The sequence below is a fragment of the Nocardia sp. NPDC057668 genome (genome assembly GCF_042799795.1).
GTDB lineage: Bacteria > Actinomycetota > Actinomycetes > Mycobacteriales > Mycobacteriaceae > Nocardia.
The window spans coordinates 2,707,330-2,728,757 of the sequence record NZ_JBHVIC010000001.1 but is presented as its reverse complement, the minus strand read 5'-3'; the positions used below and the strand labels follow the sequence as shown (position 1 = coordinate 2,728,757).

Sequence of the window (21,428 nt, the reverse complement as noted above, 5' to 3'; positions counted from 1 at the left end):
CATCGAGAAAGGACCGGCCAATGACGATCGGTCAGGACGCCACGTCCCTCACCCCCTACCCCAGGGTCCGGCGCATGCGTTTCCGGTTCGGGCAGCCCGAACCCATGTCGCACCATTTCGTGCGGGACGACATTCCGCTCACCCATCTCATCGCCGTACTGTCCGGCGCCTTCCCGCCCGGCGAGGAGTCCTTCATCCGCTCGGTGCGCAAATTCTCCGGCGAGATCACCGACCCCGTGCTCAAGAAGCGTGTGGCAGGGTTCATCGGCCAGGAGGCGGTGCACGGGCAGCAGCACCGGGCACTGAACGACCAGCTCATCGAGCTGGGCTTTCCCATCGTGCGCCTTTTCACCTTCGCGCCGGGCGCGCTGCGCGAGCGCGCGGTGATCGCCGTCGAGAACCTGGTGCCGCGGCATGTGCACCTGGCCTTCACCGCGCTTGCCGAGCACTACACCTCGACGCTGGCGGTGCGAGTCCTGGGCGAGGAGGCCATCCAGTCCATTCCGGGCGATCCGGAGGTCTGGAAGCTGTTGAACTGGCACGCTTTCGAGGAACTCGAACACAAATCGGTCGCCTTCGACGTGTACCGCGCCACCGGTGGTTCCGAGGCCGTGCGCATCGTTCTCATGGCGGGCACCTACGCCGCCACCATTCCGGTCGTCTCGCTCGGCGTCCTGGCCTCCATCCTCAGCGATCCGCGCAGCTGGAGGCCGATCAGGGTTGCGCGACAGTCGATTCGGCTGTATCGCGGTCCGATCGTCAAGGGCCTCATGAAGGAGATCAGGCCGTATATGAGGCCCGGCTTCCACCCCGACGACATCGACAGCACCGAACTGCTCGAACACTGGCGGCGCGCCCTGTTCGGGGCCGACGGCGAACTGCTCGATCGCATCGGCTGAGGACGGCCCATGAGCACCACGAACGACGGCAGGGGTGCGCCGGTCGGGGACCGCCCCGATCACGAGGTCATCGTGATCGGGGCCGGTTTCGGCGGAATCGGCGCCGGCGAGGAGCTCTCGTGAAACTCAACGACATCGACCCCCGCCTGGTCGTGGTGACCGGCGCGGGCAGCGGGATCGGCCGGGCGGTGGCGCGGCGCTTCGCGCGCGACGGCGCACAGGTCATCGTCTCCGACATCGACAAGGACGCCGCGCTCGCGACGGTCGCGCTGATCCAGGCCCGGGGGGACCGGGCGGTCGCGCTGCAGTTGGATGTGACCGATCCCGGGGCCTGGGCCGCCTTCGCCCGCGACGTGCACACGGACCACGGGGTGCCCGACGTTCTGGTCAACAATGCCGGAATCCTGGTCAGCGGCGCATTCCTGGACATGGAACCGGGGGACTGGGAGCGTCAGCTCGGGGTCAACCTGCTGGGCGTGGTCCACGGCTGCCGCACCTTCGGCCGGCTCATGATCGATCAGGGCAGGCGCGGGCACATCGTCAACATCGCCTCGGCGGCCGCGTTCACCCCGACCCCGGTCATGTCGGCGTACTCGGTTTCCAAGGCCGGGGTCAAGATGCTCACCGAATGCCTGCGACTGGAGTTGGCGCCGCGGGGCGTCGGGGTCAGCGCCGTCTGCCCGGGGGTGATCAACACCAATATCGGCGACCACGCCGTCACCGTCGGCGTGGATCCGGAACTGGTCGAACGCGGGAAGGAGATCGCCAGGCGGGTACAGGATCTCGCGGCCCGGCTGCCGTTCTCGCCGATGAGCCCGGATCTGGTGGCGCGCGCGGTGGTCCGGGCGATCCGGTTCGACCTCGCGGTGGTGCCGGTGCGTGCCGAAGCCTGGCTCGGCTACGTCGTCGCACGCGTCGCGCCGGGGGTGAATCGGCGTATGGCACAGCCGATCTCGGTGGAGCGCATGGAGGCGGCCGGGGCCTGGCTGCTCGAACGGTTCGGCGCGCCGCCGGTGGTCACCCGAGGGCGGGGCGGGGCGGTCGAATGAATCCTCGCGCCCATCGGCTCGAGGTGTACGAGGTCGTCGGCGAGACCGCGGAGGCGGTCTCGCTGGTCTTCGAGATCCCCGCCGGCCTCGTTAGCCGGTTCGAGTACACACCCGGGCAGTTCCTCACCGTGCGGGTACCCAGCGCCCGCACGGGATCGGTGGCGCGCTGCTACTCGCTCTCCAGCAGCCCGCACTGCGACGACCGGCTCGCGGTCACGATCAAGCGGACGCCGCTCGGCTACGCCTCGAATTGGCTGTGCGACAACGTGACCGCGGGATCCCTGCTCACCGTGCTGGAACCGGCCGGGAACTTCTCACCGCGTGCCTGGAACCGGGATCTGCTGCTGTGCGCGGCGGGCAGCGGCATCACCCCGGTCATGTCGATTCTCAAATCCGCGCTGGCCCGGGGCCGGGGAAAGATCACCCTGGTATACGCGAACCGGGACCGTGCCTCGATCATCTTCGCGCGCCAGCTCCAGCAGCTGGTGCAGCGCTATCCGCGCAGGTTGACGGTGTTGCACTGGCTCGAATCCGAGCGGGGCGCACCGACCGCGCCCGGCCTGGCGACCTGGATGCGCCCCTATCGCACTTGGGACATATACCTGTGTGGCCCGCCCGGATTCACCCTGGTCGCCAAGCGTGGCCTGGCACAATTGCGAGTATCCGAGCGCGTGATCCGCCAGGAGGAATACCGCTCACTGACGGACAACCCGTTCGAGCCGCCCACACCCGCGTCGCCGATCGCGACCGGAACCCTCGCGCCCACCGCCCCGCCGGGCGTCGCGGGCGCGGCGGGCGACGCCACCGTGCGCGTCGAGATCGACGGCGCGACGCACACCCTGCCGTGGCCACGCGGCAAGAAGCTGCTGGACGTGCTCCTGGACCACGGCATCGACGCACCGTACGTGTGCCGCGAATCCGCCTGCGGCACCTGCGTATGTCGCGTCGCACGGGGCCGGACCCGCATGCTCGTGAACGAGTGCCTCATCGACGAGGAACTCGAAATGGGCCTGACCCTGGCCTGCCAGACCCTGCCCGAATCCGACGACCTGCACATCGCCTTCGATCAGTAAAAGCCCCACCGGCCCGACAATGAGGTTGCCAGCCATGAGTACTCTGCCCGAAGGTATCCGCGGTACCGCCGATCCCCTGTTCGCCGGAACCGCACGCGTTTTCGCGCGCCTGTTCGACAGCTACCTGCGCACCGGCGGCGCGCTCTCGGTCTATCTGCGGGGCGAACCCGTGGTCCGGATCTGGACCGGCACCGCCGACGACGCGGGTGCGGTTCCCTGGGAATTCGAGACCACGGCGCTGTCCTTCTCCACCACCAAGGGCGTCACGGCGCTGGTCATCCATCGGCTGGTCGATCGCGGCCTGCTCGACTACGACACCCCGGTCGCGGAGTACTGGCCCGAATTCGGCGTGGGCGGAAAGCATTCCATCACCGTGCGCGATCTGCTCGCGCACCGCGCCGGGCTCTCGGACCTGCGTCCGCTCGTGCACGGCGCCGCCGACGTCCTGGATCACGAGCTGATGGAACAGCGCCTGGCCGCGGCCACCCCGGACTGGACCCGCGGGCTGCCGGTGTACCACGCGCTCACCTACGGCTGGCTGCTCGGCGGGCTGGCCCGCGCGGTCACCGGATCGAGCATGGCCGAGCTCTTCCGCACCGAACTCGCCGAGCCGCTGGGCCTTTCGGGCCTGCACCTGGGCGCGCCCGCCGACGGCAGCCCGGTCGCCGAACTGGTCGGACCCGGGGTCTCGGCCACCGGCACCGGCCTGGGCCGGCCGATCACCGCCGCCGTGATCCGCCTGCCGCTGGTCGGCACGATCCTGAACACGATGCACTTCACCGGGGCGCAGGACGCGCTGCGCGGACCCGCGCCCGCCCTGTCGCACTCCGAGAACGGCGCCGCCACCGGGGTTTTCAGCGCGGACGCGATCGCCCGCGTCTACGGCGTCATCGCCAACAGCGGCGAGTTCGAGGGCGTCCGGCTGCTGAGTCCGCGGATCGCCCGCGGCCTGGACCGGTACACGCGGACCAATCCCGATCCGTCCCGGCTCGCCTTCTGGCAGTTGGGCTATCACCCGCTGCCGACGCTCGGCGCGCCCCGCGGCTTCGGTCATCTGGGCCTGGGCGGCTCCGGCGGCTGGGCCGATCCCGTGTCCGGGCTGTCGGTCGGCTTCGTCCACAACCGGCTGGACATGTTCCGCCTACCGATGGACATGAGCCTGCTGTCGCTGGTGCTGCCGAGCATCGCGCGCGCCGCGGGCGTCGCCGATGCCGGGCCGGGGGCCGTCCGCGCGGCCTGACCTCGGCGCGGGAGCGTGGTCAGGACAGCGGCTCCTTCGCGAGGGCGACCACCGGTTTCCGGGCGGCGACGGCCGCCCGGAACTCGTCGGCTGTCTGCGGGACCAGCGCCGCGGCGATGATCGCCAGCACCGGGCCGATGATCATGACGGCGAACGCCGAGGTGTAGGAGAGATGGTCGGTGACGATGCCGAACGCCAGCGGGCTGACCACGCCCGCCAGCTGGCCGCCGAAGATGATCACGCCCGACGCCGCGCCCATATAGGCGCTCGGCAGCGCGCGCAACGGCACCGAGAACGCGGGCATGAAGGCCAGCCCGGCCACCAGGCTCATCACGGTGCCCGCCGCGACGAAAGCCGGGAACCATTCCAGGCGCGGCAGAATCAGCAGCATGACGGCGGTGAACGCCATGGACGGGACCACGATCACGCGCGGCCGCCCGCCGAGGCGGTCCGACATGCGCGCGCCCAGCACCACGCCCGCCGCCGCGGCCAGGGTCGAGGGCACCGCGGCCACCGCGACCAGGGTCATCGAGACGCCACGACCCTCGTGCAGGAAGGTCGGCGTCCAGGCCGTGACACCCCACACCAGGACGTCGTAGCCGAAGAAGATGGCCGCGAAGCCCAGCAGCGCGGGGGAGAACAGCACCGCCCGCCGGTCCGCGGCCGGCGGGCGATCGGTCACCGGCGACTCCTGCTGCGCGAGCGGCTCGGGCATCCAGCGCCGCCACGCGAAGATCACCCCGACCCCTAGCACCGAGATGAGCGCGAACATCGCCCGCCAGCCCAGGGTGGGCAGCATGACCCCGGCGATCACCGCGGCCAGCAGAATGCCCACGGCGTTGGAGGAATTGGTCCAGCCCGACGCCGTGGTGCGCTGCTCGGGCAGGGTGCGCTCGGACAGCGCCTTGAGCGCGGCGGCCGGGAACACGCCCTGCACCAGCCCGAACAGGAACCGCATGGCGAGCAGCGCGGAGAAGGACCAGGCCAGGGCGGTCAGGCCGGTGAAGACCGACCAGGCGAGCAGGCCGATGACGCCGATCCGGATCGAGCCGTAGCGGTCCGCCAGCAGTCCGCCGGGCACCTGGGCGATCGCGTAGGCCAGGAAGAAAACCGACACCAGGAGACCGAGCTGGGTGTGATCGAGGTCGAGTTCGTCACCGATCGCGGGGAGCGCGAAGTTGATGACCGTCCGGTCGATGTAATCGACCACCCAGGCCGCGAAGAGCAGCATGACGGTGATCCGGGTCGTGCGTGGCATCGGAGCCCCTTCATCGAATCGAGGCGTGGCGAGATGCCACGATCAGCAGCACGAACGCACCCTCCTGGATAGCCGTCTACGCCAATGCCTTCCGAACCCGCACATAGTAATGAGCGGTGCGGTCCCCGGGGTGCCCTCAAAATCTTGGGCAGCCCGCGCGCCCGGCGGGGCATCCCGGGCGGGGTGGACCCACCGGACAGGTACCTGCCGAGAACGGACATATGCCCTTTAGAGTGTGACCGTCGCCGGTTGCGAAATGGGCAACGCGGGGGCACATGAACGCGAATTCCAGCGGTTCCGGGCTCCGCCGTGGTGTGCTGTTCGCGGCCGTATCCGGGTCCGCGCCCGGCCGATGTGCACGCGCCCAATACAAAGTCTCTCGTACTGTTCTCGCGCACATCGGCAGAAGACGGCGCAGGTTTTAAGGTCCCCTCGCGGGGAGATCGCCGAGTCGATTGAACCCGCACGCCGCCCGGCTCGTTGAACCACATGAGTTGATCGCGAACCGGTTGCGGCCCACCAGCTGATCCGGCGGTCGCCGCGTCCGGATCGGGGTCCCCGCCGGGCGATGCGCGGCGGGGACATCAGGTTCGACGGCACCGCCGCTCTCGGCGTCTGCCGCTCCTAATCGCCTGTCCACCAGCGCTTTTCGAGCAACTCTGTGATTTGTGACACGTTGTTCCGGAGGTTTCGCCGGAGATACATTGTGTCCGATGCATCGCCCACAATGTAATTCGAAGGGGGGTTTCGTGTCCGATAGCAGGAGGGCTTCCGGCACCGTGGCGGATGTGATCGTGGCGCGGCTCGCCGCCCACACCGATCACCTGTTCGGCGTCGGCGGGGCCAATATCGAGGACGTCTACGACGCGGTGGCCCGCGCGGACGGTCTCACCGGCATCGTCGCCAAACATGAGTTCGGGGCCGCGACCATGGCGGACGGCTACGCCCGCGCCACCAACCGCCTCGGCGTCGTGGCCGCCACCTCCGGCGGGGGCGCGATGAATCTGCTTGCCGCGCTGACGGAGTCGTACGACTCACGGGTCCCGGTGCTGGCCCTGGTCGGGCAGCCGCCGATCGGCCAGCAGGGGCGCGGCGCGTTCCAGGACACCGGCGGCGGGCCCGGATTGCTGGACGCCGAGCGGATATTCGGCGCGGTCACCCGGCTCTGCGTGAAAGTGACGCGCCCGCAGGACATTCACGCGGCGCTGGACCGGGCCATCGCCGCCGCGCTGGCGGGCGGCCCGGTGGCGTTGCTGCTGCCCAAGGACATTCAGGCCGCGCCCGTGCTCCAGCGACCCGCCGGAACGGGCTCGGCCACGGCCGTTCCCGTGGCCGGCGCTGAATACGACTCGGCCGGAACCGATCACCGCGAACCGGCGGCGACCCGGCCATCGGCGGGCCCGGGGACAGCGCAGGTGAACGCGGCCGTCGCACTGCTGGCGGCGGCCGCGGGGCCCGCGGTCGTCATCGCCGGACCCGAGATCGCCCGCGCCGACGCCCGGGCCGAATTGGCCGCGCTGGCGGCGGCCCTGGACGCGGTCGTGCTGCTCACCCCCGATGCCAAAGACGCCTTCCCCAACGAACATCCGCGCTTCGCCGGGCTCACCGGCGTCATGGGGCACCCGCACGCGCCGGAGCTGGTGGCCGGGGCGGGGCTGGTGGTGCTGGCGGGCGCGGCCCTGCCGATGACCGCCCGCGCCGGACTGGACGACGCGCTCGCGGCCTGCCCCGCGGTGCTGCACGTCGGGGTGGACGCGCCCTTCGTCACGAACGCGCTGCGCCTGCCCGGCCCGCCGCGGGCGCACCTGCTCGAGCTCGCCGCCCGCGCCTCACGACCGGGATTCGTTGCGGCCCCGTTATATTCGGGGTCGCTGCCCGAACTCGCGGTACCCCCGGCCCCCGGAAGCGGTGTGCGCTACCGCGAGGCCGTGGCCGCCATCGCCGCGCGACTGGAGCCCGGCTCCGACATCGTCGCCGACGCCGGGAACACCGGGGCGGCCGTGGTGCACCACCTGCCGGTCCCCGACGGCGGCCGCTTCCTGATCGCCCTCGGCATGGGCGGCATGGGCTACTCCTTCGGGGCGGGCATCGGTTCCGCGCTCGGCCGGCGCCGCCGGACCGTCGTGATCGCCGGGGACGGTTCGTATTTCATGCACGGGCACGAACTGCACACCGCCGTGGAGTACCGCGTGCCGGTCACCTTCATCGTCTTCAACAACAACGCGCACGCCATGTGCGCCACCCGCGAGCAGCTCTACTACTCCGGGGACTACACCTTCAACAGATTCCGGCCCGCGGAGATCGGCGCGGGCGTTGCCGCCATGTTCCCCGACCTGCCCGCCCGGACCGCGCACACCCTCGCCGACTTCGAGGACGCGCTGGACAAGGCGGCCGCCGAAACCGGGCCGGTCTTCATCGAACTCCGTTGCGACGCGGCGGAAGTGCCGCCCTTCGCCCCCTTCCTGAAGGAGCCCACCCCATGACCGAACTCGCCGACTCCGCCGCCCAGGCGCCGGATCTGGACGTGCCCGGCGTCTATCGCATCGAGACCCTCAGCGTGAAGGAGGGCATGCCGATGGTGCTGGACATGACCCGCGCGGTGTATCCGCACGACGAGATCTTCGGCGACTACTGCACCGTCAACGAGTACATCGCCGCCCCGCCGGACGAGGTCTTCGACTACCTGTCCGACACCCGCAGCCTGGGCGAATGGACCTACAGCATGCGGGGTTTCGAGCGCACCTCCGAACCCGGCCTCTGGGTGTCCGACGACCGCATCGGCTCGCACACCCGCATCTACACCCGCACCGTTGCCAGCCGCGAGACCCGCACCGTGGACTATCACTGCGCCTGGGACCAGGGCGAACACCTGTGGATGATCTACCTCATGCGGGTGGTCGACGCACAGCTGGTGCTCGGTAAACCGGGCTCGGTGGTGCTGTGGACCAACTGTCACCATCCGTTCTACGACGAGAACGGCTACCCCGAGACCGCGCCGCAAGGCCGTCCGGTGTGGGTCGGCGACTTCTGGCACCTCTTCGCCGCCGGGCATCTGCTCGAACTGCGCAATCTCAAAGCGATCTGCGAACACCGGCACGCCAACGGCCTGCCCATCAAGCCCGAATGGATGGACCGCGCATGAGCACCGACACCGTCAGCCTCGTCGACATCGCCGGATACCTGCCCGAGAACGTCGTGTCCGCGGACTATTTCGCGCGCTACGCCGATCCCGAGGACGTCACCGGCAGCCTCATGTTCAAAGCGCCCAAGTTCCGGCGCCACGTCGCGCCGGGCGAGACCCCGGCCGACATGGCCGAGCGCGCGATCGCGCCCATCCTGGCCCGCCGGGGCCGGGAAGTGTTGCGCGAGGTGGACATTCTCATCGTGCACACCCAGCTGCCCGAGACCGGCATCGTCGGTAACGGCGGTGAAGTGGCCGCGCGCCTGGGCATCAACCCCGAATGGCTCATCGATCTGCACAACGGCGGGTGCGCGGCCTTCGTGCACGCCATGAAGCTCGCCCGGCAGCTGCTGATCAGCACCGACGCGCGCTCCGCGCTCATCGTCACCGTGCAGAATTCGGCCGGTCAGATATTCACCCAGGAGCAGGTCCGCGGGAAGCCGCAGGCCGCCATACCCGGCGACGGCGCGGGCGCGGGGCTGCTGGTGAAGTCCGGGGCCTCGCCGATCCTGGACATCGAGACCCGGCACCTGCCCGAGTTCGCGGGGCAGATGACCGTGCTCGCGGATCCGCCGCGCCGCTACTGGGAGGCGGGGCCGGGCCAGATGCATGTCGGCTTCACCGAATCCAAGATCGCCAAGGTGCTCGGCCGCGGCAATCGCATCGTGCCGGAGGTGACCCAGGCCGTGTGCCGGCGGCTCGGAATCCCCAGCACCGAACTGGATCTGCTGGTCACCAACCAGCCCAATCGCGCGTTCCTGCGCAATTGGCGTGACGCGCTGCAACTTCCGGCGGAGCGGCATCCCGACACGTTCGACGAGTGCGGAAACCTCTTCGCCGCGGGCATTCCGGTGACCTTCGACCGGGCCGTGGACGAGGGCCGGGTGCCCGCGGGCGCACTGGTGGTCTTCGCCGGGTTCGCACACGCGGGCGACTTCGCGGCCGCGGCCGCGGTGCGCTGGGGCGGGCGCTGAGGCCGGCCATGGGATCGATCACCCGGGCCGGTCACCAGTTGCAGCTCAACGAGAATCCCTACGGCCCACCGTCTTCGGTCCGCGAAGCCCTGGGCCGGGCCCTGGCCTCGGCCAATCGCTACCCGGAGTTCCTGCCCCGGCGCCTGCCCCGCCTGATCGCCGACCACCTGGGCGTGCGCGCCGATCACATCGTGGTCGGCGCGGGGGCGACCGGGGTGATCATGCACATCGTGCAGGAATTCGGTTCCGCCGGAGCGGGAGTGGTCATGGCCACCCCCACCTTCGACGGCTATCCGATCCTGACGACCATGGCGGGCGGGCGGCCGGTGGCGGTGCCGCTCACCCCGGACGGCAGACAGGATCTGGAGGCCATCGCCGACGCGGTGGACGCGGACACCCGGCTGGTGGTGCTGTGCAGCCCGCACAATCCGACCGGAACCCTCATCACGCCGCGGGAATTCGACTACTTCCTCGAGCGCGTTCCCGCGACGGTCACCGTCGTGCTGGACGAGGCGTACGTCGACTTCGTCGGTCCCGACGCGCGCATCGACGTGCTGTCGCTGCTCGAGCGGTATCCGAATCTGCTGGTCCTGCGCACCTTTTCGAAGGCGTACGGGCTGGCGGCGCTGCGGGTCGGCTACGCCGTCGGAGCGCCGGTGCTCATCCGGCGCATCGCCCGCTGGCAGGTGCCCTTCGGAATGAACGCCCTCGCCGAGGTCGCGGTTCGCGCCTGCTACGCGGCCGAACCGGAGATCGAGGCGCGGGTGGCGATGATCGGCGGGCACCGCCGTCGGCTCACCACCGGCCTGCGCGACCTCGGGCTGGCCGTGCCCGACAGCTACGCCAACTTCTCCTATCTCACGCTGGCGGAGCCGGATACCGACCGGGTGGGCACCGCGCTCGCCGGGGCGGACATCCACGTCAAGCGCTACCCGACCGGGTTGCGCATCACCATCGGCGACCGCTCGGCGACCGACGCGGTGCTCTCCACGGTGCGCAGTACAGTGCAGTAATGCCAGAAAATCCGTCTTCCGCACCCGATGGGCACCGGGCCGGAGCGGACGAGGAGATCGACTACGCACTGCTGTCGCTGAGCGCACAGCTGTGCTTCGCGCTGTACTCCACGTCGCGGTCCATGACCGCCGCCTACCGCCCCTTCCTGGATCAGATGACCCTGACCTATCCGCAGTACCTCGTGCTGCTGACCCTCTGGGAACGACCGGGCATCACCATGAAGGAACTCGGCGAGCACGTCCACCTCGACTACGGCACGGTCTCTCCGCTGGTCCAGCGACTACAGTCGCGCGATCTGGTGGAGAGCCGCCGCAGCGAGAGCGACGGCCGCGCGGTGCTGCTGCACGCCACCCCCGCCAGCCGTGAACTCCAGCTCCCGGCCCAGCGCATGATCCACGCCGTGCTGGATTCGGTGGGCATCGATCTCGAGGACATCGAGGCGCTGCGCGATCAGGTCAACGCCCTCGGGGTGCGCCTGGACGCCATGGTGAGCCTCGCGCGCGGCCGCTGAATCGGTTTTCGCCGCTGGTCCCGGGCACATCGACGTGCCCGTCTCGGTGTTCACGCGCACATTGTGATCCACGGCGCATTTGGCCAGCATTGTGAATCGGCCCGTACCCTGGGCCGCAGCAGCAGTGTGCCCGCGTTCCGGACAGCTCCACTTTCCTGCCCGTTCGGACGCGCCGAAGGAGGTAGTTGACCAGTGGTATCGCCCACGATCGCGCATCGCGAATTCACGGCCGAGGCGACGTACACCATCGCCGAGAACGCCGCCCTGACCGATATCGTCGATGACCTCGAGCGGACTTCCCCGCAGTTCGTGGCCTTCCACAAGCCCACCGCCGACGGCTACGCCGAGGTGACCGCCGCCGACTTCGCCGCCCAGGTGCGCGCGGTGGCCAAGGGCCTCATCGCGTCCGGTGTGCAGGCCGGTGACCGGGTCGCGCTCATGGCCGCCACCCGATTCGAGTGGACGCTCATCGACTACGCCATCTGGGCCGCCGGCGGGTGCACCGTCGCGATCTACGACTCCTCCGCGACCGATCAGGCGCGCTGGATCCTCGAGGACTCCGGCACCAAGCTGCTGATCGTGGAGAACGACCGGCACGCCGAGACCGTCGCGAGCATCACCACCCCCGACCTCACCGAGACCCTGCGCATCGACGGCGGCGCGGTCGCCGAGCTGGTCGCGCGCGGCGAATCGGTCGACGACGCGGCGCTCACCGAACGCCGCGCCGCGGTGCGCGCCGAGTCGCCCGCGACCCTGATCTACACCTCCGGCACCACGGGCCGCCCCAAGGGCGTCATGCTCACGCACTCGAACCTGTTGGCCGAGGCCACATCCGGCAAGCTGGCGCTGAGCCACCTGCTCGCCGAGGGCCGCACCACCCTGATGTTCCTGCCGCTGGCCCACGTCTTCGCCCGCGCCATCTCCGTCGGCGCGCTCTCGGCCAAGGTGACCGTCGCGCACACCTCGGACTGGACCACCCTGGTCGACCAGTTCGGTTCGTACAAGCCGAATTTCGTGCTGGCCGTGCCGCGCGTGTTCGAGAAGATCTACAACGGCGCCAAGCAGAAGGCGCACGACGGCGGCAAGGGCAAGATCTTCGACGCCGCGGCCGACACCGCCATCGAGTGGAGTAGGGCTCAGGAGAACGGCGGCGCGGGTCTGCTGCTGCGCGCCAAGCACGCGCTGTTCGACAAGCTCGTCTACGCCAAACTCCGTGCGGCCCTTGGTGGCCGGTGCGACGGCGCGGTCTCCGGCGGCGGCCCGCTGGGCGCGCGCCTCGGCCACTTCTTCCGCGGCATCGGCGTGCCGGTGTTCGAGGGCTACGGCCTGACCGAGACCAGCGCCGCGGTCACCGTGAACCAGGTCGGCCGGACCCGCGTGGGCAGCGTCGGCGTGCCGATCGAGGGCAACGCGGTGCGCATCGCCGAGGACGGTGAGGTGCTGGTGCGAGGTTCGGTCGTGTTCGGCGGGTACTGGAAGAACGAGGCCGCCTCCGCCGAGGCGTTCGTCGACGGCTGGTTCCGCACCGGTGACCTCGGCACGCTCGATGCCGACGGGTTCCTCAGCATCACCGGGCGCAAGAAGGAAATCCTGGTCACCGCCGCGGGCAAGAACGTCTCCCCGGCCCCCATGGAGGATTCGCTGCGCGCGCATCCACTCATCGGCCAGTGCATGGTCGTCGGCGACAACAAGCCCTTCATCGGCGTGCTGATCACCCTGGACCGCGAGGTACTGCCGGGCTGGCAGCAGCGCAACGACATTCCCGCGGACACCACCATCGAGGCACTGGCCGCGCATCCGGCGCTGCTCGCGGAAATCGAAGCGGCCGTTGCCGAGACCAACACCAAGGTCTCGAAGGCCGAGGCGATCAAGAAGATCCGCGTGCTCACCTCCGACTGGACCCAGGAGACCGGCGAACTCACCCCGAAGCTGTCGCTCAAGCGCAATGTCGTGCTGGAGAAGTACAGCGCCGAGGTGACGGCGATCTACTCCTGATTCGGAGAACAGTCGCCAGGCTCATCGCTGACTGAAACAGCGGGGGCACAACAGAATACGTAGATCACGATGAAGACCCGGACGAAACCCGTTCCGGGTCTTCATTTTTCGCTGCCTCGAGCATGGGCGGCCGGTCAGGGGGAGCGGGGATGGATCGGGAGAGGCTTCCGCGCCGCGGGTAGTCCGCCGCGGCCCCGGGATTGTGCGCCCGCGGGTGTGTTCGCGCGCGTCGAATCAGCCGAAAGTGAATGACGGACCAATTTCATACGAGAAGTGGCCGGGCACACAGTGAAAGGTGTGAGAACCGTCCGTTAACCAATTGTTAGCGTTTCGAACCGTTGCGGGATCGAGATGGAAATGGTGTCCTGGTCGAGCGCCCATCTGAGCGCCCTTCTCGGCAGCGTCGCCGCCACAATTCTCCGACCTGCTGTCACGAAGTCGCTGATCAGCGCGCAGCCCAGCCGGTGAAGGTTCGAAAGGAACAGGTTATGAACGCACCTCGCATGGCCTGTCTCCGCAAATAGCTTCCTGTTCGCCATTCACTTTTGTTTGATGAGGACGTCGCTATGGAATACACCCACCTATCCGAATTCGCCCTGCGACCGGGCGGGCTGACGCTCTGGCATCCGGAACTCCGTCCGGGCCGCGGCTGGGCCCCGGATGATCGGCCGCTCACCAGCGTCCACGCGCGGTACTGCCGCGAGACCGACGCCGGCGATCCGCGCCCCGGGCGCGGCCGCTGGATCGGCACCATCTTCGAACTCGACGCGCCCTTCGACGCCGGCCACTGGCGCACCACCGTGCGGCTGTGGCATGCCCGGCACGAGGGCCTGCGCACCACCGTGGACTGCGACGGTCCCGAGCCGCGCCGCCTGGTCTGCGCGCCGGACGCGGTAGCGGTCGCCGACACCCCCGTGCCCGCCGTCGCCACCCCCGAGGCCATCCACGCCTACCTCGCCGAGGCGCTGGAGATCCGGCTCTCGCCCCTGGTGTGGCCGCACTGCCTGCTCGCGACCGTCGAGCACCCCGAGACCGGTGACTTCACCGTGCTGGTCGCCGCCGACCACTCGGTCATGGACGCCTACTCCCAGGCCATCGTCATTCTGGAACTGCGCACGCTCTACCGCGAGGTGACCCGCGGCGAGCAGGTTCGCGAGTCGATCACCTTCGGCAGTCCCGCCGATTTCGCCGCCCTCGAGCGCAGCTCCGCCGCCGCGCTCACCCCGGGCTGCGAACCGGTGCGGCTGTGGCAGCGGTTCCTGGCCGGCTCGGGCGGCATGCTGCCCCGCTTCGAACCCGCCATCGCGCCCGGCAGCGGGCAGCCCTCCGTGCTGCCGCAGACCAGCGTGTCGCGAAAACTGCTGCCGCTCAACGAACTCGAACTCATCGAGGAGGCGATCACCGCCCGCGGGCACCGGCTCTCGGTCGCGGTGTTCGCGGCGCTGGCCATCGCGTATCGCCGCGCCTACGGGTACCTGTCGCTGCGGGCCATCATGCCCATCGCCACCCGCCCGGATCTGCAATGGCTCGAGTCCATGGGCTGGTTCGTGAACGTGGTCCCGATCGACATCACCCTCGCCCCGGATCCGGACCCGGACAGCGCGCTGGAAGCCACCCGCACCGCGCTGCGCAAGTCCCGCGTCGCCAACAACGCCACCTGGACCCGCGCCCTCGAACTTCTGGACTGCGCCGACCGCCCCCGCTTCGGCATCTCCTTCCTGGACATCCGGGTCCTGCCGGACTATCAGCTGGTGGAGGCGCTGCGCGGGCACACCCTGCGCTCGGAGTCCTACTCCGGCGACGAGGTCTTCTTCTGGGTGGTCCGCGCCGCCGACGGACTCCGCTTCTCCACCCGCTTCCCGGCCGCGTTCCCCGCCGCCGAGATGGACCGCTTCCTGGCCGAATTCACCCGCGCCATAGGCGAGTTCGCCGGGCAGCCGCCCGCCGACCGGGTCCGGGTGGTCGGCCCGGACCACACCTCGACCGCCGACTCCGCGCGCATCACCACCGCCGTCGCACCCGGCAGCACGGTGTCCGACGGTCTTCGAGAATCGGCCGGTGATCCGGCTCTCGCGGGCGTGCTGCTCACGAGCACATCGGAATTCGCCGATGCCGGGCGAGACGCCCACCTCGCACCTGAACACGAGGCCGGACGCCGGCCCGCACCCGCGGTGGCGGTCGCCACCCCGGCCCTCGCCGGTGCGGAACCCGGCCGAGCAAGCCGGTCCGGCGTCGTATGCGACCGGACGGGGCAGCCCGGTGCGGCACCCGACCCGGGCGGGCAGGGAAGCGCGCTGCGGACCGAGGCTCCGCGAGTCGACGCGGACGCGGCGAACCCGGTTGCGGCGCAACTCGTCTCCGCACCGGCGCAGGGCTGAGTCATGCGGGTGCTACTGGCCTTCGCGGGCAGTCGAGGTGACGCGCAACCGGGCGTGCTGCTCGGGCGGGAACTCCTGCGCCGGGGACACGACGTGACCTTGGCGGTGTCCCCGAACCTGGTGGAATTCGCCACGGGGCACGGAATTCCGGCCGTCGGCTTCGGGCTGGACAGCGCCGAGCTCTTGCGTGCGCAGGAAGAGGACCGGCGGGCCGGTAGCTGGAACCTGCGCGCGCGCTTCCGGGCGCTACTGGAGCTGCAGCGCCGCGGATTCGCCGAGGCCGCACGGGATCTGCTCGCCGTGGCGGACGCGGCCGAGCTGCTCGTCACCGGCATGGCCTGTGAGGAAGTCGCCGCCGAAGTCGCCCGTGGCCGCGATATTCCGCTCGCTGCCCTGCACTTCTTCCCCATACGCCCGAACCGCGCGGTCCCCGTACTGCCGACCGCACTGGGCGTCCACCTGCCCGGAGCGCTCAACCGCGCGGGCTGGCGGGCACTGACCGCGCTCAGGGCCCGCGCTCTGGCCCGGGAAATCGCTGCCGTACGTTCCGCGAGCCCGCGGAAACACCTGCAACGCACCAGTATTCAGGCATATGACGCGGGGCTTTTCCCCGGTCTCGCCGCCGAGCTCCGCGGCGACGAACCGATCACTGGCTTCCCCGTCGTGCCGGACTCGGGAACCAGGCGCACCGCACAACTCGCATCCGGTCGGGAACCTGTCCGTCTCACGCCCTCCGCCGCGTACCGCGACGCTCCGGCCGCCGGTCTCGCCGCAACGGGCGCTGCGCCGCCGGACGTTGCGATCGACGCCGCGGTCGCCGAACCGCCGTCGACCGAATCCGTTTCGCGGCAGAAAGTCTCGGCGCAGCGGCCGGGTGGAACCCGCGAACCCGCGGTGCGCCGGCCCGCCGCGGCGCCCCGGGGCATTCCGTTCGATTCCGAACTGCACACCTGGCTGGATGCCGGCGATCCGCCCGTGTACGTCGGCTTCGGATCCATGCGGGTCGGTGACCCACACGATCTCGAGCTGCTGGTGCGCACCGCGTGCAAGCGGCTGGGCCGGCGACTGTTGCTGACCGGCACGGCCTTCCGGCCCGGGTTCACCCCCGGCGTGGCCGTGGTGGACCAGGTCGACCACGGCGCGGTGCTGCCGCGCTGCGCGGCCGCCGTGCACCACGGCGGCGCGGGCACCACGGCCGCCGCGCTGCGGGCCGGTGTGCCGCAAGTGATCTGCGCGATACAGGCCGATCAGCCCTTCTGGGGGCGGCAGATCGCGACGCTCGGACTCGGCGCCGCCATGCCGTTCGGCGCGCTGTCGGCCGACCGGCTCGAACGCCAGCTGCTGCGCGCGGCCGACCCGGACGTCGTGCTGCGGGCCGCCGCGTACGCCGCCCGCTTTCGCGACGACGGTGTCGCGCGGGCCGCCGATGTCATCGAATCCCTTGTGCCGTCCGATGTTCCGGCAGCGTCGCCGGAGCGATCGATCGCACCCGTCAGGATCGGAGGTGCCTCATGAGCACCGAGTTCGCCATCGAGACCCGGGGGCTCGGCAAGAGCTTCGGGTCCCTCACCGCCGTCGGCGGTGTGGATCTGCGGGTCGCCGCGGGTACCGTGTTCGGATTGCTCGGCCCCAACGGCGCGGGCAAGACCACCATCGTGCGCATGCTCGCCACCCTGTTGCGCCCGGACAGCGGCAACGCCCTGATCTTCGGCCACGACGTGGTGCGCCAGGCCACGGCGGTGCGGTCCATGATCGGGCTCACCGGCCAGTACGCCGCGGTGGACGAAAACCTCACCGCCATCGAGAATCTGCGGCTCTTCGGGCAGCTGCTCGGACTGACCCGCCGTGCCGCCACCCTGCGCGCGCACGAACTGCTCGAGGAGTTCGAGCTCACCGCCGCCACCCAGCGCCGGGTCGGCACCTTCTCCGGCGGCATGCGCCGCCGCCTGGATCTGGCGGCCACGCTGATCACCCTGCCGCCCCTGATCTTCCTGGACGAGCCGACCACCGGCCTGGATCCCCATACCCGCGAACGCATGTGGTCGGTGGTCCGCGGTCTGGTCGACCGGGGAGCGACGATCCTGCTCACCACCCAGTACCTGGAGGAGGCCGACGCGCTCGCCGACCGCATCGCCGTCATCGACAAGGGTGTCGTGGTGGCCCAGGGCACCGCGGGCGAGCTCAAATCCTCACTCGGAGAGGAGATGCTGCGCATCGATCTCGTCGACGCGGCCCAGCGCCCGCTCGCCGACGCCGCCGTGGAACGCATCATCGGGGTGACCCCGCTGCACGGGGACACACCAGCCACCCTCGCGGTACCGCTGAACGACATCGACAGCGCCGCCGATGTGCTCACCGCCTGCCGCACCAGCGGAATCCGTTTGCGCGGCTTCGCCGTCGACCGCCCGGACCTGAATTCGGTGTTCCTGGCGCTCACCCAGCACTCGACAGACAGCAGGGCCGCGTCATGACCGTTCTCGACACCGCACCCGCCCGGCCCGCCGCACGCGTCCAGCGCCGCCCCACCGTGGTCCACCTCGGACCCCGTGCGGGCCTGCGGCAATCGCTCATCATGGCCCAGCGCGGCATGCTCACCTTCCGGCACAGTCCCCAGTTGCTCTACGACGCGGTGCTGCTGCCGATCATCGGCCCGCTGCTGTTCGGCAGCGTGTTCGGCACCGCGATCGCGGGCAGCATGCACGCCTACCTGCCCACCCTGATTCCCGGTGTGCTGGTGCAGATCGTGCTCACCTCCTCGGTGGCCACCGGCGTCCAGCTCTCGGAGGACATTCGCTCCGGCGTCTTCGACCGCTTCGTGGCCATGCCGATAGCGAGGTCGGCGCCGGTCACCGGGGCGCTGGTGGCGGGCGCGACCCGCTACGTCATCGCCGCGGTGATGGTGCTGCTGGTCGGGTTCGGTATGGGTTATCGCCCGGAGCATCCCGGCGGTCTCGTGCTCGGCGCGCTGCTGGTGGTGCTGGCGACCACCGCCATGAGCTGGATCTTCGCCTTCATCGGCGTGACCGTCGCGCGCCCGGCCGCGGTGCAGGGCATGTCCATGCTGGTGCTGACCTTCCTCAGCTTCGCCTCCAACGCCCTGGTGCCCGAGGAGGCCATGCCGGCCTGGTTGCGGCACGTCTCGGACTACAACCCCGTCTCCCACCTGGTGGCCGCGGTGCGCACCCTCGCCGACACCGGCGCCGGCGGCAGCGACCTGCTCTGGTCGGTGGTGGCCGCGCTGCTCATCGCTCTCGTCTTCGCTCCCTTGACCGTTCGCACCCTGCGCAAGCGCTGATCAGGAGGATTCACATGGCCGCACCCACCGTGTCCGCGCCCGTGTCCGCGCCGGTCGCAATGAACCGGCTCACCGCCGACGACGACCTGTTCCTCAAACTGCACGATCTGTACGGCAACGCCATCGTGAACCAGGTGGCCTGGCGCTTCGACGCACCCGTGGACCCCGCGGTCCTGGCGGGTCTGCACGCGCAGCTGGCACACGGATTCCTGGCCCGCCGGGTGCGCACCACCACCGTGCCGCTGGCCCGGCCCTGGTGGGTGCGCGCCGAGTACTCCCTGGCGCTGGGCCGGGACACCGACCCGATTCCCGAGAACGGTGTGCTGGATTGGTTTCTCGCCCAGACCCGGGTGGATTTCGATCCCGTCGCGGGGCAGGTGTGGCGCCTGTCCGCCGCGCCCACGACCACCGGCGGCACCCTGCTGTCGCTGGTCACCTCGCACGTCGGCGCCGACGGCGGCGCGGTGCTCTACGCCCTGGGCGACGCGCTGTACCGGCTCGACACCGGGGCCGCGCCGTCGGCGGCCGATGGTTCGGGCGCGCTGGTGGGCGGCACACCGCGAGATGGTCTGTACCGCAGGCATTTCGCCGACGCCGCCGCTCAGATCACCGCTGCCGCGCGGGGAGTGCGCGCGGCGGTGGCCGCCCGCGCGGTCACCGAACCCGCCCGCAATCCGCGCCCCGAAGCGCCGGCCCTCGACCTGCCGGAAACCTATGCCCCCGCCGACCTCGTCGTGGAAGTACCTCTCGCGGAATGGAACTCCGTCGCAGCCGCCCACGGCGGCACCGCGAACGGCCTCATGATCGGCGTCGGAGTCGGCGTGCTGGGCCGTTCGGGTCGCATCGCCGACGGCGCGCGGGTGCGGGTCGACATCCCGCACTCGATGCGCGGCCCGGACGACCCGCGCGGCAACGCCACCACCGGCCTGCCCATCGCGGTGCCCTACCGCGCGGGGGAGCGCACCGATCTCGCGCTGGTACGCGCCGCCATCAAACAGGCCGCGCGCGCCTACGCCGATCCCGCCACCACTCCCGCGCTGCAACACCTGCAACCGGTGCAGATGATGCTGCCGCGCTTCGTGCTCGGCTACTTCTCGCGCACCGCCAAGGCACCGGAGTGCCTGTGCACCAACCTCGGTGAGACCGGGCGCGCGGTGGCCACGATCGGCGGCGTGCGGGCGCGCACCGTGCTCATGCGCCCGGTGGTCTGCGCCGGTCCGACCGAACTGTTCCGCCGGATCGAGGTCGGCCTCAACCTGTCCTGGTCGAGTGACGGTGACACCGTGACATTGGCGGTGACCGGCGCGGATCCCGATCGCTTTCCTTCTCGCGCCGCGCTGCGCGAGTGCGTCGCGGCCGAATTCGCGGCCTGGGGCCTGGATCCGGTCTTCTGGAGCTGACCGGGCGGCACGGCGGCGGTTGACGCCTCCGGGGATAAGTGTAACCATGAGATACAGTAATTTTGGTCACTCCCAGGAGGCCTGACAATGGTGTCAGTACCCACTACCGCCGATTCCGTGCTCGCGCTCGCGCAGAGCTACGCGGACAAGGTCCTGCTGCTCTCGCAGGGCTCGGTCGACAAGCATTTCGATCCCTACGCCGACATCGATTGGGACAACTCGGCTTTCGCGGTCATCCCGAACGATCCCCGCTGGATTCTGCCCGCCGCGGGCGACATGTTCGCTCGCCATCCCTGGTATCAGGCGCAAACCGAGGATCGCAAGATCGAGATCGGGCAGTGGCGGCAGGCCAATATCGCCAAGGTCGGGCTGCAATTCGAAACCCTGCTCATCGGCGGCATGGTGCAGCAGACCTTCAAGCTGCCCAACGGATCGCCCGAGTTCCGGTACTGCACCCACGAGGTCATCGAGGAGTGCAACCACACCCTGATGTTCCAGGAGATGGTGAACCGCATCGGGCGCGACGTGCCCGGGATGGGACCGATCCTGCGGCGGCTCACCTACGTGGTCCCGCCGCTGGCCGCGCTGTTCCCGAACCTGTTCTTCATCGCCGTGCTCTCGGGCGAGGAGCCGATCGATCACATTCAGAAGGCGATTCTGCGCGCGGGTGAGGACATTCACCCGATCATGCGCGGGGTCATGGCGATTCACGTCGCCGAGGAGGCCCGGCACATCTCCTTCGCTCACGAATACCTGGAACACCATGTGCCCGAGGCGAATCAGCTCGCTCGCTTCGTGCTCTCGCTGGCCTTCCCGATCGTCATGTGGATCGGCGGGCGGGCGATCATCATTCCGCCGCGCGCCTTCTTCCGGGAGTTCGGCATCCCGGAGCGGGTGCGCAGGGAGGTCTTCTTCGGGCTGCCCGACTCCAAGGAGACCTTCGCCGGGTACTTCGGCGACGTGCGCGCGCTGGCCCAGCGCATCGGGCTGATGAACCCGATCGCCAAGACCGTGTGGAAGGTGCTCGGCATCGGCGGTTCGACCACGCGCTATCGCTCGGAGCCGGATCGCTCGGGGCACACGCGCGCCGCGTAGTCGCGGATATCCCCAGGTCGGTGGACCGCCGTCACCCGCACCCCGGACGGCGGTCCGCGGCTATAG

The 21,428-nt window shown here is 70.0% G+C and carries 17 protein-coding genes; 16 read left to right on the top strand and 1 reads right to left on the bottom strand.

Translation table 11 applies throughout. The annotated features are described in order from the left end of the window. The first annotated feature begins 20 nt into the window (after positions 1 to 20). The 4 genes from ACFVBH_RS12455 (at position 21) to ACFVBH_RS12440 (ending at position 4,261) form a co-directional block, all read left to right on the top strand. Positions 21 to 899: a metal-dependent hydrolase gene (locus tag ACFVBH_RS12455; protein ID WP_379001413.1), complete on the top strand. Its 879-nt coding sequence runs from the start codon at positions 21 to 23 to the stop codon at positions 897 to 899. 119 nt (positions 900 to 1,018) lie between these two features. Then, complete coding sequence (locus ACFVBH_RS12450; RefSeq protein WP_379001411.1) at positions 1,019 to 1,948, top strand: SDR family NAD(P)-dependent oxidoreductase; 930 nt, start codon at positions 1,019 to 1,021, stop codon at positions 1,946 to 1,948. Next, positions 1,945 to 3,021 (top strand): 2Fe-2S iron-sulfur cluster-binding protein, encoded by a 1,077-nt coding sequence (locus tag ACFVBH_RS12445; RefSeq protein ID WP_379001409.1) that lies wholly within the window; start codon positions 1,945 to 1,947, stop codon positions 3,019 to 3,021. The genes ACFVBH_RS12450 and ACFVBH_RS12445 overlap by 4 nt, the downstream gene beginning before the upstream one ends. 34 nt (positions 3,022 to 3,055) lie before the next feature. Beyond that, positions 3,056 to 4,261, top strand: coding sequence for a serine hydrolase domain-containing protein (locus ACFVBH_RS12440; protein ID WP_379001407.1), 1,206 nt, complete (start codon positions 3,056 to 3,058; stop codon positions 4,259 to 4,261). Between the two features lie 19 nt (positions 4,262 to 4,280). Here the strand turns inward: ACFVBH_RS12440 and ACFVBH_RS12435 are convergent, their stop codons facing one another. After that, positions 4,281 to 5,519 carry an MFS transporter gene (locus ACFVBH_RS12435; RefSeq protein ID WP_354984591.1) on the bottom strand — a complete coding sequence of 413 codons (1,239 nt, stop codon included), beginning with the start codon at positions 5,517 to 5,519 and terminating at the stop codon, positions 4,281 to 4,283. A 749-nt stretch (positions 5,520 to 6,268) separates the two neighbouring features. On the opposite strand from ACFVBH_RS12435, the gene ACFVBH_RS12430 reads away from it, so the two are divergent. The 12 genes from ACFVBH_RS12430 to ACFVBH_RS12375 all read left to right on the top strand — a co-directional run bounded on the left by ACFVBH_RS12430 (position 6,269) and on the right by ACFVBH_RS12375 (position 21,362). Beyond that, positions 6,269 to 8,002, top strand: a complete 1,734-nt coding sequence (locus ACFVBH_RS12430; protein ID WP_379001404.1) for a thiamine pyrophosphate-binding protein — start codon at positions 6,269 to 6,271, stop codon at positions 8,000 to 8,002. Continuing rightward, complete coding sequence (locus ACFVBH_RS12425) at positions 7,999 to 8,661, top strand: SRPBCC family protein (protein ID WP_354984589.1); 663 nt, start codon at positions 7,999 to 8,001, stop codon at positions 8,659 to 8,661. The genes ACFVBH_RS12430 and ACFVBH_RS12425 overlap by 4 nt, the downstream gene beginning before the upstream one ends. Further along, a complete protein-coding gene (locus tag ACFVBH_RS12420; RefSeq protein WP_379001403.1) occupies positions 8,658 to 9,674 on the top strand; it encodes a 3-oxoacyl-ACP synthase III family protein in 1,017 nt (338 codons plus the stop codon). Before ACFVBH_RS12425 ends, ACFVBH_RS12420 begins: the two co-directional genes overlap by 4 nt. An 8-nt stretch (positions 9,675 to 9,682) precedes the next feature. Next, positions 9,683 to 10,687 (top strand): aminotransferase class I/II-fold pyridoxal phosphate-dependent enzyme, encoded by a 1,005-nt coding sequence (locus tag ACFVBH_RS12415; protein WP_354984587.1) that lies wholly within the window; start codon positions 9,683 to 9,685, stop codon positions 10,685 to 10,687. After that, positions 10,687 to 11,199, top strand: coding sequence for a MarR family transcriptional regulator (locus tag ACFVBH_RS12410; protein WP_354984586.1), 513 nt, complete (start codon positions 10,687 to 10,689; stop codon positions 11,197 to 11,199). The genes ACFVBH_RS12415 and ACFVBH_RS12410 overlap by 1 nt, the downstream gene beginning before the upstream one ends. Positions 11,200 to 11,391: 192 nt before the next feature. Beyond that, complete coding sequence (locus ACFVBH_RS12405; protein WP_354984585.1) at positions 11,392 to 13,194, top strand: long-chain fatty acid--CoA ligase; 1,803 nt, start codon at positions 11,392 to 11,394, stop codon at positions 13,192 to 13,194. A 566-nt stretch (positions 13,195 to 13,760) separates the two neighbouring features. Further along, positions 13,761 to 15,572 (top strand): condensation domain-containing protein, encoded by a 1,812-nt coding sequence (locus ACFVBH_RS12400; protein WP_379001400.1) that lies wholly within the window; start codon positions 13,761 to 13,763, stop codon positions 15,570 to 15,572. Between the two features lie 3 nt (positions 15,573 to 15,575). Continuing rightward, positions 15,576 to 17,087 (top strand): glycosyltransferase, encoded by a 1,512-nt coding sequence (locus ACFVBH_RS12395; protein ID WP_379001398.1) that lies wholly within the window; start codon positions 15,576 to 15,578, stop codon positions 17,085 to 17,087. Further along, complete coding sequence (locus ACFVBH_RS12390; RefSeq protein ID WP_379001396.1) at positions 17,084 to 18,043, top strand: ATP-binding cassette domain-containing protein; 960 nt, start codon at positions 17,084 to 17,086, stop codon at positions 18,041 to 18,043. Before ACFVBH_RS12395 ends, ACFVBH_RS12390 begins: the two co-directional genes overlap by 4 nt. Beyond that, positions 18,040 to 18,867, top strand: coding sequence for an ABC transporter permease (locus ACFVBH_RS12385; RefSeq protein WP_379001394.1), 828 nt, complete (start codon positions 18,040 to 18,042; stop codon positions 18,865 to 18,867). Before ACFVBH_RS12390 ends, ACFVBH_RS12385 begins: the two co-directional genes overlap by 4 nt. Positions 18,868 to 18,881: 14 nt before the next feature. After that, entirely contained in the window at positions 18,882 to 20,267 is a 1,386-nt protein-coding gene (locus ACFVBH_RS12380) for a hypothetical protein (protein ID WP_379001392.1), read from the top strand. A gap of 87 nt (positions 20,268 to 20,354) precedes the next feature. Further along, entirely contained in the window at positions 20,355 to 21,362 is a 1,008-nt protein-coding gene (locus ACFVBH_RS12375) for a diiron oxygenase (RefSeq protein WP_379001390.1), read from the top strand. Positions 21,363 to 21,428: the final 66 nt, after the last annotated feature.

What these genes read in the sequence shown, in the direction of transcription:
- ACFVBH_RS12455 (WP_379001413.1), top strand. Translation starts at nt 21, where the DNA reads ATGACGATCGGTCAGGACGCCACGTCCCTCACCCCCTACCCCAGGGTC.
- ACFVBH_RS12445 (WP_379001409.1), top strand. Translation starts at nt 1,945, where the DNA reads ATGAATCCTCGCGCCCATCGGCTCGAGGTGTACGAGGTCGTCGGCGAG.
- ACFVBH_RS12440 (WP_379001407.1), top strand. Translation starts at nt 3,056, where the DNA reads ATGAGTACTCTGCCCGAAGGTATCCGCGGTACCGCCGATCCCCTGTTC.
- ACFVBH_RS12435 (WP_354984591.1), bottom strand. Translation starts at nt 5,519, where the DNA reads ATGCCACGCACGACCCGGATCACCGTCATGCTGCTCTTCGCGGCCTGG.
- ACFVBH_RS12425 (WP_354984589.1), top strand. Translation starts at nt 7,999, where the DNA reads ATGACCGAACTCGCCGACTCCGCCGCCCAGGCGCCGGATCTGGACGTG.
- ACFVBH_RS12420 (WP_379001403.1), top strand. Translation starts at nt 8,658, where the DNA reads ATGAGCACCGACACCGTCAGCCTCGTCGACATCGCCGGATACCTGCCC.
- ACFVBH_RS12415 (WP_354984587.1), top strand. Translation starts at nt 9,683, where the DNA reads ATGGGATCGATCACCCGGGCCGGTCACCAGTTGCAGCTCAACGAGAAT.
- ACFVBH_RS12410 (WP_354984586.1), top strand. Translation starts at nt 10,687, where the DNA reads ATGCCAGAAAATCCGTCTTCCGCACCCGATGGGCACCGGGCCGGAGCG.
- ACFVBH_RS12400 (WP_379001400.1), top strand. Translation starts at nt 13,761, where the DNA reads ATGGAATACACCCACCTATCCGAATTCGCCCTGCGACCGGGCGGGCTG.
- ACFVBH_RS12395 (WP_379001398.1), top strand. Translation starts at nt 15,576, where the DNA reads ATGCGGGTGCTACTGGCCTTCGCGGGCAGTCGAGGTGACGCGCAACCG.
- ACFVBH_RS12390 (WP_379001396.1), top strand. Translation starts at nt 17,084, where the DNA reads ATGAGCACCGAGTTCGCCATCGAGACCCGGGGGCTCGGCAAGAGCTTC.
- ACFVBH_RS12385 (WP_379001394.1), top strand. Translation starts at nt 18,040, where the DNA reads ATGACCGTTCTCGACACCGCACCCGCCCGGCCCGCCGCACGCGTCCAG.
- ACFVBH_RS12380 (WP_379001392.1), top strand. Translation starts at nt 18,882, where the DNA reads ATGGCCGCACCCACCGTGTCCGCGCCCGTGTCCGCGCCGGTCGCAATG.
- ACFVBH_RS12375 (WP_379001390.1), top strand. Translation starts at nt 20,355, where the DNA reads ATGGTGTCAGTACCCACTACCGCCGATTCCGTGCTCGCGCTCGCGCAG.